Here is a 15,058-nt window from a genome sequence, read left to right as displayed (position 1 = left end):
AAATAATTGGCTAAGGAGTGATGGTACGCATAATGGGGTTCTGCAGCGAGATCAGGGTTTCAGTAGACTGGATCTCATCAATCGTCTGAATCTTGTTGATAAGTACTTGTTGCAACGCATCTATCGAGCGGCACATTACCTTTATGAACACGCTGTAATGGCCGGTGGTGTAGTAAGCCTCTACCACTTCCTCCAGGCTTTCGAGTTTTTTCAGCGCGGAAGGATAGTCTTTAGCACTCTTTAATATAATGCCGATGAAACAACAGACGTCGTAACCCAATCGTTTGGGATTTACGTCTACCCGTGCACCGGTGATGATGCCGGCTTGTTTCATTTTTTCTACCCGCACATGAATAGTGCCTGGGCTGACGGCAAAATTCTTCGCCAGTTCGGCATAGGGCGTGCGTGCGTTCTCCATCAAGGCATTAAGGATGCCGCGATCGAGATTATCGATCTGATAATTTTCAGCCATTTATTCCCCCACTAATTGCTGATTATTGAATTATTACCGTATCAAAATGAATGATTAAAAGTGAAAAGGCAATATTGATTAGCGGATATTGAATTGTCGTGCTGTTCTGTTGCTTAATCAGTGGCAACAGAGACAGATTTATAAGAGATGCGGCAATGAAAAAACAGTTTATCCAAAAACAACAACAAATCAGCCTGGTTAAATCCTTCTTCTCTCGCCAATTAGAACAGCAGCTGGGTTTGATCGAAGTGCAAGCACCGATCCTCAGCCGCTTGGGTGATGGTACTCAGGATAACCTGTCTGGCAGCGAGAAAGCCGTGCAGGTAAAGGTAAAAACATTGCCGGATGCGACCTTTGAAGTGGTGCATTCACTGGCCAAGTGGAAGCGTAAAACGCTAGGTAGCTACGACTTCGGTGCCGGTGAGGGCCTGTATACCCATATGAAAGCGCTGCGCCCAGATGAAGATCGTCTGAGTGCGATCCATTCAGTCTACGTTGATCAATGGGACTGGGAGCGGGTGATGGGCGATGGCGAACGTAGCCAGGATTACCTCGAAAGCACCGTGCGCAGCATTTATGCGGCAATTAAAGCGACGGAAGATGAAGTCAGCCGCGAATATGGCTTAACGCCGTTCCTGCCAGAGCAAATCCATTTTGTGCACAGTGAAACCCTGCTGCAGCGTTACCCCGAATTGGATGCCAAGGGCCGTGAGCGAGCGATTGCCAAGGAGCTGGGTGCTGTATTCTTGATCGGTATCGGGGGCCAACTGTCGCACGGCAAATCACACGATGTGCGAGCACCGGATTATGATGACTGGACGACTCCAGCGGCAGATGGCCTGGCCGGTTTGAACGGTGATATTCTGGTATGGAACCCGGTTCTGCAGGACGCTTTTGAACTTTCATCCATGGGGATTCGTGTTGATGCCAGTGCACTGAAACGTCAGTTGGCGCAGACCGGTGATGAAGATCGCTTAGCACTGGAATGGCACCAATCACTGTTGCGTGGCGATATGCCACAAACCATCGGTGGTGGTATCGGTCAGTCGCGTCTGGTGATGTTGCTGCTGCAACTGTCTCATATCGGTCAGGTGCAGTGTGGTGTGTGGTCACCGCAAGTACGTGAGTCGGTCGACGGGCTGTTGTAACTCTCAGCGTCGCCAGCGGCGCATCAAACGGCTTTTTAACCCGGTATCAAAGCGCCAGATGTGATCGAAGATGCGCATGATGCCGGGTTTGCCGTAACTGGACATAGCCACTGCGTGAAAGCGCTGTTGGTGGCTCTGCTGTTGCTGTTTCACCTTCTTTATTACGTCTTCCGGCAACCGCTGGGCGATAAAATCTGAAATGATCACCGCATCGGCGTCAAACCAACCGCTTTCAGCCATTTTGCTCACCGTGGCATTCAGGCATGCTGCCAGATCGGTGCCGCCGCGAAAGTGTTGACCGAGAAAACGCACCGCCTGCTCAATCCCGCTGGCAGCCGTGAGTTCGTAATGTACGATTTGATTGGCGAATAACATGATATAGCAGCGGCGGTTATCTGCTAACGCAATGCGTAGCAACGCCAGACAGAAGGCTTTAGCGCACTGTTCATTAAACCCCCCCATCGAACCTGAGGTATCCACGCAGACAATAAACGGCCCGCGAGGTTGTTGATCCTGCTGCTGGTGAGTGACCTGACGAATATGGATCTGTTCCTGCCAGGCATCACCCTGCAGGCGATAACTCAATAGTCGTTTTTCCAGCAGGCGGCGGTAAAATTCAAACTCCAGCTCTTCAATGCCCAGCGTAACCAACTCGGGCGGCAGCAGGCGTAGAATGTCGTCGCTTTGGTGAATGCCACTGACTTCTTCCGGCAGGGTGGCGGGTACTTGCACCATTACACGGAACGGCTCCGGCAACGCGTCCTGCTGTTGCACCGCCTTGGCCTGATAGCTGCGCCCAAGCTGCTGTGCCAGTTTTTTCAGTTCCGGTTGCTGCTGCAAGAAATTGCCGTATTCCACCAGCCGTTGATAGTCACCCCGCTGCAGATGGCCTTTACTCATATCCCACAGTCGCCCGGCAGCGGTGTCGTTTTCCGACAGCAGTGGCTCCAGTGCACCACTCAGCGCCAAGCGTTCCTGCAGTTCGGCCATCAGTTGTTCACGTTCTTGTTCCAGCAACTGATGATGCATCATCGTGGCCTGCAGCGTCAGGCTGATACGCCAGCGCTGTAGAAACAGGGTTTGGAAGCTGTCGTCCAGCGGATGATTAGGCAGGTCTGCTGCATCCACCAGCGTGCGGGCTTGCTCATAAAAAGGGGAAACCAGTTGGCGTAGCAAGTCCAGGGTGTCATTAAGGTTATGGAAGAACTGGGTGTTATTTTCTAATTGGCACTGTTGGTAGCGATAAAATTCCTGCGCCAGCGCGGGCGGTACCATGGCCTCATGTAGGCGTTCTTTCAGTTGCAGCTTCCAGCGCGGCAGGTCGTTATCCAATGCTCGACGTATCGCTGGAAACTTCTTGAAGAAAACCGTCAACTGCGGTGCTGCCAGCATGCCAATGATCATCTCCTCGATCAGCTCACCTTCGGTGATCGCTAACAGCAGATCGAGTGTTTCCAGACTGAGCATGCTTACTGGCCGCGCATCTGCTGGTGCTGCTGTTTTATTTGTTCTGCCACCTGCAACAGGCTGGCTTCAATTTTTGCCAGCCCAGAGGCAGGGGTAAACAGGCAGGGCTGATGTTGACTGAACAATCGACGTTGTTCTGTCAGGCGTTGTGCCAGTGCGTCCATTTCATCCAGCATCGCCTGGGGTGTTCCGCCGGTTTGTATGCCGGGTAGGGCCAACAGTGATGGCTGACGGCTAACGTCCAGCACCGTTAGATGCAGTTGTTCGTCAACTTCCAGATCAATCTGTTGTGCAAAGCCAATGCCATTCAGCTTAGCGCGCACGTCGCCGCCCTTTTGCAGCCAGTTTTCCAGAACGCTGTTTTCAATACTCAGATGGTTAACCTGAATATCATGCAGTTGTAGTGGTTTTTGCAGTAACAAGGTCAGAGCGCCAGTTCCAAGTGGTGCTGCCAGGGCATACTGCGGTTTCCTGCTGAACATACCGCCTTTTTTTACTAAGGCGATCGCCTGACTGTCACTCTGCTGTTGCTGATGCTGCAACCAGCGGGTATGGATTTGCTGTAGTTGAATCAATAATGTCTGCTGTTGGTAGGCAGACTCAGTCAGCAACTGGTCAATTTGCTGTTGCAGCAGCTTCAATGAGGTGAGGTCATGCCACAGGCAGTCTTTCAATAGCATCAAATCTAGCGGGGCTACGGCATCGCGGCCGCTGAAGAAAGCACAGGCCTGTAACAGCCGCAGTGCTTTTTTCCAACGACGATCGGAGACATAAGGAGCATGATCTAACGCATCCAGCCGTTGGCGCAGTTGGAATATCAACTCAAAACATGTTTCTGGCAGTTTGATTTTGTCTATCTGCGGTTGCCATTGATGATACTCCTCGTCACTGATGCTCAGAGCTTCCGGTACCGGATTTTCATTCTCGTTTTGACGACTGACCAGCAGTGAGCGGAAATTCTGTTTGTCCTGCACTTTATCCAGCCACAGACGTATCAGCATACGGTCGTACAGGGCTTCCAGGCTGTTGTCGGCTTCCGGCAGTTCGTTAGAGGCTGTGACCAGCAATCTCAATGGGATCGGCTCTTCCGTGTTGCCGTTACGGAAACGACGTTCGTTGATTGCCGTTAGCAAAGTATTGAGGATCGCCGGGCCCGCTTTCCAAATCTCATCCAGAAACACGATTTCCGCCTCGGGCAGATAGCCGGCTGTCAGACGTTGATAGCGGCCTTCATCTTTTAATGCCTGAATAGACAATGGACCGAACACTTCTTCCGGCGTTGAGAAACGCGTCATCAGATATTCAAATGAGCGTGCGTTGCGAAAGGCAAATTTTAACCGGCGTGCGATCAGGCTCTTGGCGATACCTGGTGGGCCAAGCAGAAAAACGCTTTCACCGCTAAGCGCTGCCAGCAAACACAGGCGAATTGCTTCCTGTCGTTCATAAAGGCCGCTCTCAAGCGCGTTGCTGAGGCGGGATATCCGTTCTGCCAGAAGTGATGATGGCGCCATATTATTGCCGTGTTGTCCGAGAGTTAGCCAATCTTGGTGGATAATCCGATGATAAACCACCATTATTTTTAATGGTATAGCTTGTTGATTAGTAAAATCTTTCTATTATCAAAAGAGCGGCTGGTTCACATTTTGTTTATTTTTAGGGTCTGATATAAGAGTAGGCAAGCAGTATAAATCGTGCATACTGTGCGCCTTTTAGTGGGCGTAACGGATCTTAGAGCCCGTATCTCTGGCTGATGCGGATGCATCGCTAACGGATGTTCTAATAAAGAAACGAATTATGAGCACAGAGCATAAACAGTCCTTATCGGCGGTAACCCTTGCGGCAATTGGGGTCGTTTACGGTGATATCGGCACCAGTCCTCTCTATACTCTCAGAGAGTGTTTCTCCGGCCATTATGGCTTCGATGTCCGTCCAGACGTAGTTTTCGGCTTCCTGTCACTGATTTTCTGGATGTTGATCGTCATTGTTTCCCTGAAATACCTTACCTACGTCATGCGAGCGGATAACGCTGGTGAAGGCGGTATTCTGACGTTGATGTCATTGGCTGGGCGTCACACTTCGGCGCGTACCACTGCCATATTGGTGATTTTGGGCCTGATTGGTGGCAGCTTCTTCTATGGCGAGGTGGTAATCACTCCAGCGATATCGGTGATGTCGGCGATAGAAGGGCTGGAAATAGCCGCCCCGTCGCTTGATCCCTATATCGTTCCGCTGTCGATTCTGGTGCTAACGGTACTGTTTGCCATCCAGAAACATGGCACAGGTAGCGTTGGTAAGCTGTTTGCTCCAGTGATGTTACTGTGGTTTATCGTGCTGGCTGTGTTGGGTGCGCGTAGCATCATGGCCAACCCGGAAGTGCTACAGGCGCTAAACCCGAAATGGGCGCTGAACTTCTTTATTGAATATAAGAAGGTTTCATTCTTTGCACTGGGTGCGGTAGTGCTGTCGATCACCGGCGTCGAGGCGCTGTACGCCGACATGGGGCACTTTGGTAAATTCCCAATTCGCCTGGCCTGGTTCACCGTAGTATTGCCTTCGCTGGTGCTGAACTATTTCGGCCAAGGTGCGCTACTGCTGAAAAATCCTGAGGCCATCAAGAATCCATTCTTCCTGTTAGCTCCTGACTGGGCGCTGATCCCGTTATTAATCCTGGCAACGTTGGCCACAGTTATCGCCTCTCAGGCGGTGATCTCCGGCGTGTTTTCTTTGACACGCCAGGCGGTACGTCTGGGTTATCTGTCACCGATGCGTATCATTCATACGTCGGAAATGGAGTCGGGCCAAATCTACATTCCGGTGATCAACTGGACGCTGTATATCGCGGTGGTACTGGTGATTGTCGGGTTTGAACATTCCAGCAATTTGGCCGCGGCATACGGCATCGCCGTGACTGGGACCATGGTGCTGACCAGTATTCTGGTGACCTCCGTGGCGATCAAAAACTGGCACTGGAACCGCTTCTTCGCGGTGGGCATTCTGGCCATCCTGCTGATTATTGATGTGCCAATGTTCTCTGCAAACGCCTTGAAACTGTTCTCCGGCGGTTGGCTGCCGCTGTTGCTGGCGCTGGTGATGTTCATCATCATGACGACCTGGAAAAGCGAACGCTTCCGCTTGCTGCGCCGCATGCATGAGCACGGTAATTCCCTCGAGGCGATGATCGCCTCATTGGAGAAATCACCGCCGGTGCGTGTTCCAGGGACGGCGGTCTTTATGTCGCGTGCCATCAACGTGATTCCTTTTGCTCTGCTGCATAACTTGAAACACAACAAGGTACTGCATGAGCGAGTGGTGCTGTTGACGCTACGTACAGAGGATGCACCTTACGTGCACAATGTGCGGCGGGTGACGATTGAACAACTGTCACCGACCTTCTGGCGGGTGGTTGCCAGCTATGGCTGGCGTGAGACACCAAATGTTGAGGAAGTATTCCATCGTTGTGGGCTGGAAGGGCTACCATGCCGGATGACGGAAACCTCATTCTTTATGTCGCATGAGTCGTTAATCCTGACCAAGCGGCCGTGGTACCTGTTCCTGCGCGGCAAGCTGTTTATCGCGCTGAGCCGCAACGCGCTGCGTGCGCCAGACCAGTTTGAGATCCCGCCCAATAGGGTGATCGAACTGGGAACCCAGGTCGAGATTTAATCCCTCCTCAAGGGCTCAGCTATTGCTGGGCCCTTTCTGTTTATGTTCTCGGTAACACGAGCGAAACGTTTCGATGATGATCACATTTCTGCATTATCCCGGTTGCCTTCTACTGACGTTTTTTTAAACTCCAGACACAAGCGAAACGTTTCGCTGGTGGAGTGAGAAGAAAAAGATGAAAAAAGGCGTGCTGCTTAATGCTGATATTTCTGCCGTGGTTTCCCGTCTCGGCCACACCGATCAGATTGCTATCTGTGATGCGGGGTTGCCTATCCCGGCAGCAACGCAACGTATCGATCTGGCATTGACCCAGGGCGTACCGACGTTTTTGCAGGTGGTCGGGGTAGTGACGCAGGAGATGCAGGTAGAAAGCGCCATTCTGGCGGAAGAGATCATTAAGCAAAACCCGCAGCTCCATCACGCATTGTTGGCTCAACTGACTGAACTTGGCCAACATCAGGGAAATACCATCAGCGTGAGCTATATCAGTCACAGTGCCTTCAAAGCGCAAACTGAACATAGCCGGGCGGTGATCCGCAGTGGGGAATGTTCGCCGTACGCGAATGTGATCCTTTGTGCCGGCGTAACTTTCTGAGGCTTCTATGCAACCTTTACTGCAACTGAAAGGGATCGATAAAGCCTTTCCCGGCGTGAAGGCGCTTTCCGGCGCTGCGCTCAGCGTTTATCCCGGCAAGGTGATGGCGCTGGTGGGTGAAAACGGCGCGGGGAAATCTACCATGATGAAAGTGCTGACCGGCATTTATAACAAAGACGCCGGCAGTCAGTATTTTCTCGGTAAAGAGGTGGTCTTCAACGGGCCAAAGGATTCGCAGGAAGCGGGCATAGGGATTATCCATCAGGAGTTGAACTTAATCCTGCAGTTGACGATTGCGGAGAACATTTTCCTCGGGCGTGAGTTTGTTAACCGCATCGGCCGCATCGACTGGAAACGCATGTATGCCGAAGCCGATAAACTGTTGGCGCGATTGAACCTGAGTTACAGCAGCCACCGCTTGGTGGGCGAGCTGTCGATCGGTGATCAGCAGATGGTGGAAATCGCCAAAGTGCTGAGCTTCGAATCTAAAGTCATCATTATGGATGAGCCTACGGATGCACTGACTGACACGGAAACCGCCTCTTTATTTAAGGTGATCAACGAGCTGAAAGCGGAAGGGCGCGGCATTGTTTATATTTCACACCGCTTGAAAGAGATCTTTGAAATTTGCGATGACGTTACCGTCTTTCGTGACGGGCAGTTCATCGCCGAACGACCGGTCAGCGAGTTGCAGGAAGATTCGCTGATAGAAATGATGGTGGGCCGCAAGCTGGAAGAGCAGTATCCACGACTGAATCAGCCGCGCGGTGAAAAACGGCTGGAAGTCAGCCAGGTTTCTGGCCCTGGTGTGCATGATGTCAGCTTTACCTTATACCGCGGTGAGATCCTCGGTGTTGCCGGGTTGATGGGGGCCGGGCGTACTGAGTTGATGAAAATTCTCTACGGTGCAGCGCCGCGTAAAGCCGGTACCGTCAGACTCGACGGGCATGAGGTGGTCACCCATTCTCCGCAGGATGGTTTGGCAAACGGCATTGTGTATATCTCCGAAGACCGCAAGCGCGATGGCCTGGTGTTGGGAATGTCAGTGAAGGAAAACATGTCGCTGACGGCGCTGCGTTATTTCAGCCGCGTCGGCGGTAGCCTGAAACAGGCTGAAGAGCAACTGGCAGTGGGCGACTTCATCCGTTTGTTCAATATCAAAACGCCATCGATGGAGCAGCCTATTGGCCTGCTCTCCGGCGGCAATCAGCAGAAAGTGGCGATCGCCCGTGGCCTGATGACGCGGCCAAAGGTGCTGATCCTCGATGAGCCGACGCGCGGTGTCGATGTCGGCGCAAAAAAAGAAATCTATCAGTTAATCAACCAGTTTAAGCAGGAAGGGTTGAGCATCATTCTGGTGTCGTCGGAAATGCCGGAGGTGCTGGGCATGAGCGACCGCATTCTGGTGATGCACGAAGGACATCTCAGCGGCGAGTTCCCGATTGAACAGGCCACCCAGGAAGCGTTGATGGCTGCGGCTGTTGGCAAGCAATACGGCGTAAAGCAGGAGTAATCAGATATGAGTTCCCAGAGTGTGGCAAAACGCTGGTTCAGTAAAGAGTGGCTGTTAGAGCAAAAATCACTGATTGCTCTGCTGGTGTTGATCGCCGTGGTTTCTTCAATGAGCCCGAATTTCTTCACTGTAAACAACCTGTTCAATATTCTGCAGCAAACGTCGGTTAACGCCATTATGGCGGTAGGGATGACATTAGTGATCCTCACTTCCGGCATTGATTTGTCAGTGGGATCGTTGCTGGCATTGACTGGTGCAGTGGCGGCGTCGATCGTCGGTTTTGAAATTAACGCGGTGGTCGCCGTAGCGGCGGCATTGGCATTGGGGGCGGCAGTGGGCGCCTGTACCGGGGTGATCGTTGCCAAAGGCAAGGTTCAGGCATTTATTGCTACCCTGGTAATGATGCTGCTGTTGCGCGGGGTCACCATGGTGTACACCAACGGCAGTCCGGTGAATACCGGCTTTACCGACGTAGCAGATACTTTCGGCTGGTTCGGCATCGGCCGTCCATTGGGGGTTCCAACCCCGATCTGGATCATGGCGATCGTGTTTATCGCCGCTTGGTACATGCTGCACCATACCCGCTTGGGCCGCTATATTTATGCCCTGGGCGGTAACGAAGCGGCGACCCGCCTGTCGGGTATCAGCGTCGATAAAGTCAAAATTATCGTCTATTCGCTTTGTGGTTTGCTGGCAGCGCTGGCGGGCGTGATCGAAGTGGCGCGCTTGTCTTCCGCACAACCAACCGCCGGTACTGGCTATGAGTTGGACGCCATTGCAGCAGTAGTGCTGGGTGGTACCAGCCTGGCAGGTGGCAAAGGTCGTATTGTCGGCACGCTGATTGGGGCGCTGATCCTTGGCTTCCTGAATAATGGTCTGAATTTATTGGGTGTTTCTTCCTACTACCAAATGATCGTGAAGGCAGTGGTGATACTGCTGGCGGTTCTGGTAGAGAACAAAAGCAACAAATAACCTCCCCCTACAGGAATCACGATGATGAAAATGAAAAAACTGGCAATTCTGGCTTCAGCCTTCGCGCTGAGCGCCACCCTGAGTGCTAACGCATTGGCTAAAGACACCATCGCGCTGGTGGTTTCTACCCTGAATAACCCGTTCTTTGTCTCAATGAAAGAGGGCGCACAACAGGAAGCCAATAAGCTGGGTTACAACCTGGTGGTGCTGGATTCGCAAAACAACCCGGCGAAAGAACTGGCGAACGTGCAGGATCTGATGGTGCAGGCACCTAAGTTGCTGTTGATCAACCCAACGGATTCGGATGCCGTTGGTAATGCTATCAAGATGGCCAACCAGGCCAAGATCCCGGTCATCACACTGGACCGTGTGGCGAGCAAGGGTGATGTTGTCAGCCATATCGCGTCTGATAACCGTGTCGGCGGTAAAATGGCCGGCGATTTTATTGCCAAAAAAGTCGGTGCAGACGCTAAAGTGATCCAACTGGAAGGGATTGCCGGTACTTCCGCTGCTCGTGAACGCGGCGAAGGGTTTAAACAGTCTCTGGATCAGAACAAATTCAAACTGTTGGCTAGCCAGCCTGCAGATTTCGACCGTACCAAAGGTTTGAACGTGATGCAGAACTTGCTGACGGCTCACCCAGACGTGCAGGCCGTGTTTGCACAGAATGATGAAATGGCACTGGGTGCATTGCGTGCGTTGCAAACCGCCGGTAAAACCGATGTGGTCGTGGTAGGCTTCGACGGCACTGCCGATGGCGTAAAAGCGGTTGAAGGTGGCAAACTGGCGGCAACTGTGGCGCAGCGCCCAGATCAGATCGGTGTGATCGGTGTGGAAACTGCCGATAAAGTGCTGAAGGGCGAGAAAGTACCGGCCACCATCCCGGTAGATTTGAAACTGGTCACCAAATAAGTCACACCCGCGCCATCTTATGATGGCGCGCAATTCAGGAATCAATGCGATGGAAACAGGTAAGCTGGTGGTTCTGGGCAGCATTAATGCCGATCATATCCTTAATATTGAGCACTTCCCTCAGCCGGGTGAAACGGTGATCGGGAAACAGTATAAGGTGGCGTTCGGTGGCAAGGGCGCTAACCAGGCGGTGGCAGCCGGACGCAGCGGGGCGGATATCGCCTTCATCGCTTGTGTGGGGGCTGACGATATTGGCGAACGCATCCGCAAACAGCTGGCGACCGATCGCATTGATACCCAACCGATTGAGGCTATCACCGACAGCACCACCGGTGTGGCGCTGATTTTCGTCAACGGCGAAGGCGAGAACGTGATCGGCATTGATGCTGGCGCTAATGCCGCAGTGACGCCAGACTATCTGGCGCGCTATCAGCAAAAGGTTGTGGACGCCGATGCGCTGCTGATGCAGCTGGAGTCACCGTTAGAAACGGTCATCGCTGCCGCGCATCTGGCGAAACAGCATCAAACTCAAGTGATCCTCAATCCTGCACCCGCACGTGAATTGCCGGACGAGCTGCTGGCAATGATCGATATGATTACACCAAACGAAACAGAAGCCCACCGCCTGACCGGTATTGCGGTCAACAACGACGATGATGCTGCGCGAGCAGCTCAGGCTTTGCATGATAAAGGCATTGCCACGGTGATCATCACCCTCGGTAGCCGTGGTGTCTGGCTGAGTGAGAATGGCCGCGGCAAATTGGTACCCGGTTTCAAGGTGAAAGCGGTAGACACCATCGCTGCCGGTGACACGTTCAATGGCGCATTGGTTACGGCGTTATTGGAAGGAAAAATGATGGCTGATGCGGTGCGCTTTGCTCATGCAGCGGCGGCTATTGCTGTGACCCGGCCGGGTGCGCAGCCTTCCGTCCCTTGGCGTGAAGAGATTGATGCCTTTTTGCAGCAGCAGGAGTAATCCCTTTGGCCACCATGAAAGATGTCGCCCGCCTGGCGGGTGTTTCAACCTCGACGGTTTCGCACGTTATTAATAACAATCGCTTTGTCAGCGATAGCGTGCGAGCTAAAGTCATGGCGGCCGTTGAACAATTGAACTATGCGCCTTCTGCACTGGCGCGTAGTCTCAAACTGAATCAGACGCGCACCATCGGCATGTTGGTCACCTCCAGTAATAACCCCTTCTATGCAGAGGTCGTTCGCGGCGTTGAGCGTAGCTGCTATGAGCGCGGTTATAGCTTGATCTTGTGCAATACCGAAGAAGATGCCGCACGTATGAATCGCAACATGGAGACTCTGTTGCAAAAACGCGTCGATGGTTTGCTATTAATGTGCACCGAGAACCACCGTCCATCACAAGATGCACTGAGCCGTTATCCCTCACTCCCTATAGTAATGATGGATTGGGCCCCGTTCGAAGGGGCTAACGATATCATCCAGGATAACTCGCTGCTGGGCGGAGAGATGGCGACCGATCACCTGATCGCCCGTGGGTATCGCAAGATTGCCTGTATCGCTGGGCCACAGGATAAAACCACGGCACGCCATCGGTTAGAAGGCTATCGCCGGGCGATGCAGCGCGCCGGGTTGGCTATCCTGCCGGGATATGAAGTGCACTGTGATTTTGAATTTGAAGGCGGCGTTGATGCCATGAAACAACTGCTGGCGTTGGCTGAACCCCCGCATGCGGTTTTCGCCGGTAATGATGCCGTCGCGGTGGGTGCCTATCAGGCGTTGTACCAGGCCGGGTTATCGGTACCGCAGGACATGGCAGTGATGGGTTACGATGATATTGAACTAGCCAAATACCTGGCTCCGCCACTAAGTACTATTCACCAGCCGAAAGATTCGCTGGGGGAGCTGGCGATCGATGCCCTGATCAACCGCCTGCAAAACCCGGAACGTGACGCTCAGGTTCTGGTATTGACACCAGAGCTGGTGGAGCGCGCCTCGGTGGGTTGGCGTTAACCTGCGGCCTTTGCCGGTTTTTTGGGGTCTTGGCCACTGATCAGATTACGGCCGTCCTTTCTTCTTAATAATAGAAACACAAACGCCGACGCTACGGTGACAATACCCATGGTAATAAAGGTGTAGTGGAAGTGATCAACCATAGTGCCGAGTGACATCGTCTGGTAGAAACGCAGCACCGCCGCGCTGATCGCCACGCCGAAGCTGATGGATAACTGTTGAGTGACGGCCAGCACACTGTTGCCGGAGCTGGCATTGCTGTCATTCAAATCAGCCAGGCTGATGGTATTCATGGCGGTGAATTGCGTAGACATTGCCATTCCCAGCACAAACAGCGGCAGGATCATCAACCACAGTGGCATGCCTGGGCTTTGCAGTGCGAACTGAGCTATCAGTACGCCAATAATGATGGTGATGCCAACCAATGTTTTGCGATAGCCAAACCAGCGCAGCACTTGAGTGACGGTGGATTTCGCCATCAACGATCCGACGGCGGTCGGTGCCATCATGCAACCAGCAATAATTGCTGAGTAACCGAAACCGACTTGCAGCATCAATGGCATCAGAAACGGCACGCAGCCGGTTCCAAGGCGTGAGGCAACATTTCCGGCAATGCCTACTGAAAAGGTCCGGGTCTGGAATAAATCCAGACCAATGAGCGGTTGGGGGTGTCTGCGAGCATGGGCGATATAACCGAACAGCATCACCACGCCGCTGAGCAGAATCCCCAGAGAGATATAGCTGGCCAGCACCTGTTCACCAAACAGTTCAAGCCCGGTGGAAACCAGCACCAAGCTCAAACCAAACAACATAAAGCCAATGAAGTCGAAGCGACGTTTTGGGGTAGTAAAATCCGGCATGTATTTACGTGCATAGAAGATGCCGAGCAGGCCAATCGGGATATTGATAAGGAAAATCCAGTGCCAGGTGGCATAGGTTACCAGCCAACCGCCTAGCATTGGGCCCATGATCGGCCCAACCAACCCTGGCATGGTCACGAAGTTCAACACTGGTAACAGTTCGCTTCGCGGATAGGCACGTAACAGTGCCAAGCGCGCCACAGGCATCATCATTGCACCGCCGACACCCTGAATGACACGTGACGTCACCAGAACACTTAGCGTCGGGGAAAGAGCGCACAGCAGAGAACCGAGAGTAAACAGCGAAACCGCGATGATAAACACTCGGCGGGTGCCGAAGCGATCCGCCAGCCAGCCGCTGACCGGGATCAGCATGGCGACCGTCAAGGTATAGCTGATCACGGCTGACTGCATTGCCAACGGAGAGCGCTCCAGACTTTGAGCTATTGCCGGCAACGCGGTATTGAGGATGGTGGCGTCCAGCGCCTGCATAAAGAACGCCATTGCGGCGATCCAAGGTAGCCCTGCCATACTGCGCGCGGATTTAGTCATTATGAGTCCTGGTTAACTGCCGTATTCGTCCCTTTCATCTTTCTTCTATATATAAGTAGGGAGTGAGTTAGTCTTTTTCTCTGAGCAAAATTTGGCAGGCGGCTAATGCCTCTGCGCTGTCACCGGCAAGTATTGCATCGACGATGGCCTGATGGTGCTGAAGCTTAATCACTTCGTTACCGGTAATGGCACGGAAGTAACTTTGATACACCGAACTGAACAGATTTGCGAATGAAGTTAGGAACGGATTGCCGCTGGCCTCATAGATAAGCTGGTGGAACTGAGTATCAACCTGAATCCAGTGTTCACGATCGAACTGGATATGCAGTGCCCGCATCTCTGCCATCAGTTCAGCCAGCCGTGCGGTTTGCTGTGTGCTGGCATAGGCCGCCGCCAGTGAGCAGGCCTGAGGTTCCAAAGAGGTGCGTAAGATAAGGAAGTGCTGCATCACCTGATCGAAGTTCTCTTTGGTCATCCACCAGGTCAGTAAATCCTGATCGAGGAAGTTCCATTGGCTTTGTGGCATCACACGGGTGCCGATGCGTGGGCGAGGTAATAGCATCCCTTTGGCTGCCAACATCTTCACTGCTTCGCGTACCGCTGTGCGGCTAACGCCGAATTGTTCACCCAGCTCCATCTCCCCGGGCAGGATACTACCGGCCTGATAATCGCCTGCCAGAATTTGTTGGCCGAGTTTTTCTGCAAGTAGATAAGAAAGATTGCGTTGGGCGGCCTGTTGTTGAGCATTAAATTGCATGGCTGCGAGTCCTTACTGACATTGTTACTCTTATTTTACTCTACGGATCGCCAGCTTTTATGGCTGTTTACTGTAAAAAATGACGAAAACGCTGGCTTGTGCAGCGTTTTGTTGAAAAAAAACGCGCTTGAAAAGTTTTTTGCATTTAGGGGTTGCGGCCTTCC

13 protein-coding genes are annotated in these 15,058 nt (G+C 52.7%); 8 read left to right on the top strand and 5 right to left on the bottom strand.

Going from position 1 to position 15,058, the window contains the following annotated elements:
- Nucleotides 1–10: 10 nt before the first annotated feature.
- A complete protein-coding gene (asnC, locus tag SGBXF1_RS00065) occupies nt 11–472 on the bottom strand; it encodes a transcriptional regulator AsnC (protein ID WP_004950461.1) in 462 nt (153 codons plus the stop codon).
- Nucleotides 473–627: 155 nt separating this feature from the next.
- Between asnC and asnA the strand changes: the two genes are divergently transcribed.
- Nucleotides 628–1,620 carry an aspartate--ammonia ligase gene (gene asnA, locus SGBXF1_RS00060; protein ID WP_130382856.1) on the top strand — a complete coding sequence of 331 codons (993 nt, stop codon included), beginning with the start codon at nt 628–630 and terminating at the stop codon, nt 1,618–1,620.
- A gap of 3 nt (nt 1,621–1,623) precedes the next feature.
- On the opposite strand, the gene viaA is transcribed toward asnA, so the two are convergent.
- Nucleotides 1,624–3,087 (bottom strand): ATPase RavA stimulator ViaA, encoded by a 1,464-nt coding sequence (gene viaA, locus SGBXF1_RS00055; protein WP_037421264.1) that lies wholly within the window; start codon nt 3,085–3,087, stop codon nt 1,624–1,626.
- A 2-nt stretch (nt 3,088–3,089) separates the two neighbouring features.
- A complete protein-coding gene (ravA, locus tag SGBXF1_RS00050) occupies nt 3,090–4,598 on the bottom strand; it encodes an ATPase RavA (protein ID WP_130382858.1) in 1,509 nt (502 codons plus the stop codon).
- 283 nt (nt 4,599–4,881) lie between these two features.
- On the opposite strand from ravA, the gene kup reads away from it, so the two are divergent.
- From kup to rbsR, 7 genes are all read left to right on the top strand, one after another.
- Entirely contained in the window at nt 4,882–6,750 is a 1,869-nt protein-coding gene (gene kup, locus SGBXF1_RS00045; RefSeq protein WP_037421271.1) for a low affinity potassium transporter Kup, read from the top strand.
- Between the two features lie 175 nt (nt 6,751–6,925).
- Nucleotides 6,926–7,345, top strand: coding sequence for a D-ribose pyranase (rbsD, locus tag SGBXF1_RS00040; protein WP_186427634.1), 420 nt, complete (start codon nt 6,926–6,928; stop codon nt 7,343–7,345).
- A gap of 7 nt (nt 7,346–7,352) precedes the next feature.
- The gene (gene rbsA / locus SGBXF1_RS00035; RefSeq protein ID WP_186427633.1) at nt 7,353–8,858 is read left to right on the top strand and encodes a ribose ABC transporter ATP-binding protein RbsA; all 1,506 of its coding nucleotides are present in this window, start codon (nt 7,353–7,355) and stop codon (nt 8,856–8,858) included.
- Between the two features lie 6 nt (nt 8,859–8,864).
- A complete protein-coding gene (gene rbsC, locus SGBXF1_RS00030; RefSeq protein ID WP_037421280.1) occupies nt 8,865–9,830 on the top strand; it encodes a ribose ABC transporter permease in 966 nt (321 codons plus the stop codon).
- Nucleotides 9,831–9,854: 24 nt separating this feature from the next.
- Nucleotides 9,855–10,742, top strand: a complete 888-nt coding sequence (rbsB, locus tag SGBXF1_RS00025) for a ribose ABC transporter substrate-binding protein RbsB (RefSeq protein ID WP_037421308.1) — start codon at nt 9,855–9,857, stop codon at nt 10,740–10,742.
- 49 nt (nt 10,743–10,791) lie between these two features.
- The gene (gene rbsK, locus SGBXF1_RS00020) at nt 10,792–11,718 is read left to right on the top strand and encodes a ribokinase (protein ID WP_061808251.1); all 927 of its coding nucleotides are present in this window, start codon (nt 10,792–10,794) and stop codon (nt 11,716–11,718) included.
- Nucleotides 11,719–11,723: 5 nt separating this feature from the next.
- A complete protein-coding gene (gene rbsR / locus SGBXF1_RS00015; RefSeq protein ID WP_037421286.1) occupies nt 11,724–12,725 on the top strand; it encodes a ribose operon transcriptional repressor RbsR in 1,002 nt (333 codons plus the stop codon).
- Here rbsR and mdtD read toward each other — a convergent pair.
- Both mdtD and SGBXF1_RS00005 read right to left on the bottom strand, forming a co-directional pair.
- The gene (mdtD, locus tag SGBXF1_RS00010; RefSeq protein WP_037421289.1) at nt 12,722–14,137 is read right to left on the bottom strand and encodes a multidrug transporter subunit MdtD; all 1,416 of its coding nucleotides are present in this window, start codon (nt 14,135–14,137) and stop codon (nt 12,722–12,724) included. The genes rbsR and mdtD overlap by 4 nt on opposite strands.
- Nucleotides 14,138–14,204: 67 nt before the next feature.
- A complete protein-coding gene (locus SGBXF1_RS00005) occupies nt 14,205–14,894 on the bottom strand; it encodes a FadR/GntR family transcriptional regulator (RefSeq protein WP_037421292.1) in 690 nt (229 codons plus the stop codon).
- Nucleotides 14,895–15,058 lie beyond the last annotated feature (164 nt).

This window comes from Serratia grimesii, from assembly GCF_900186025.1.
In the GTDB taxonomy this organism is placed as follows: Bacteria; Pseudomonadota; Gammaproteobacteria; order Enterobacterales; family Enterobacteriaceae; genus Serratia; species Serratia grimesii.
This window is presented reverse-complemented; position numbering and strand designations above follow the sequence as displayed.

What these genes read in the sequence shown, in the direction of transcription:
- asnA (WP_130382856.1), top strand. Translation starts at nt 628, where the DNA reads ATGAAAAAACAGTTTATCCAAAAACAACAACAAATCAGCCTGGTTAAA.
- rbsC (WP_037421280.1), top strand. Translation starts at nt 8,865, where the DNA reads ATGAGTTCCCAGAGTGTGGCAAAACGCTGGTTCAGTAAAGAGTGGCTG.
- ravA (WP_130382858.1), bottom strand. Translation starts at nt 4,598, where the DNA reads ATGGCGCCATCATCACTTCTGGCAGAACGGATATCCCGCCTCAGCAAC.
- rbsA (WP_186427633.1), top strand. Translation starts at nt 7,353, where the DNA reads ATGCAACCTTTACTGCAACTGAAAGGGATCGATAAAGCCTTTCCCGGC.
- rbsK (WP_061808251.1), top strand. Translation starts at nt 10,792, where the DNA reads ATGGAAACAGGTAAGCTGGTGGTTCTGGGCAGCATTAATGCCGATCAT.
- viaA (WP_037421264.1), bottom strand. Translation starts at nt 3,087, where the DNA reads ATGCTCAGTCTGGAAACACTCGATCTGCTGTTAGCGATCACCGAAGGT.
- kup (WP_037421271.1), top strand. Translation starts at nt 4,882, where the DNA reads ATGAGCACAGAGCATAAACAGTCCTTATCGGCGGTAACCCTTGCGGCA.
- SGBXF1_RS00005 (WP_037421292.1), bottom strand. Translation starts at nt 14,894, where the DNA reads ATGCAATTTAATGCTCAACAACAGGCCGCCCAACGCAATCTTTCTTAT.
- asnC (WP_004950461.1), bottom strand. Translation starts at nt 472, where the DNA reads ATGGCTGAAAATTATCAGATCGATAATCTCGATCGCGGCATCCTTAAT.
- rbsB (WP_037421308.1), top strand. Translation starts at nt 9,855, where the DNA reads ATGAAAATGAAAAAACTGGCAATTCTGGCTTCAGCCTTCGCGCTGAGC.
- mdtD (WP_037421289.1), bottom strand. Translation starts at nt 14,137, where the DNA reads ATGACTAAATCCGCGCGCAGTATGGCAGGGCTACCTTGGATCGCCGCA.
- rbsD (WP_186427634.1), top strand. Translation starts at nt 6,926, where the DNA reads ATGAAAAAAGGCGTGCTGCTTAATGCTGATATTTCTGCCGTGGTTTCC.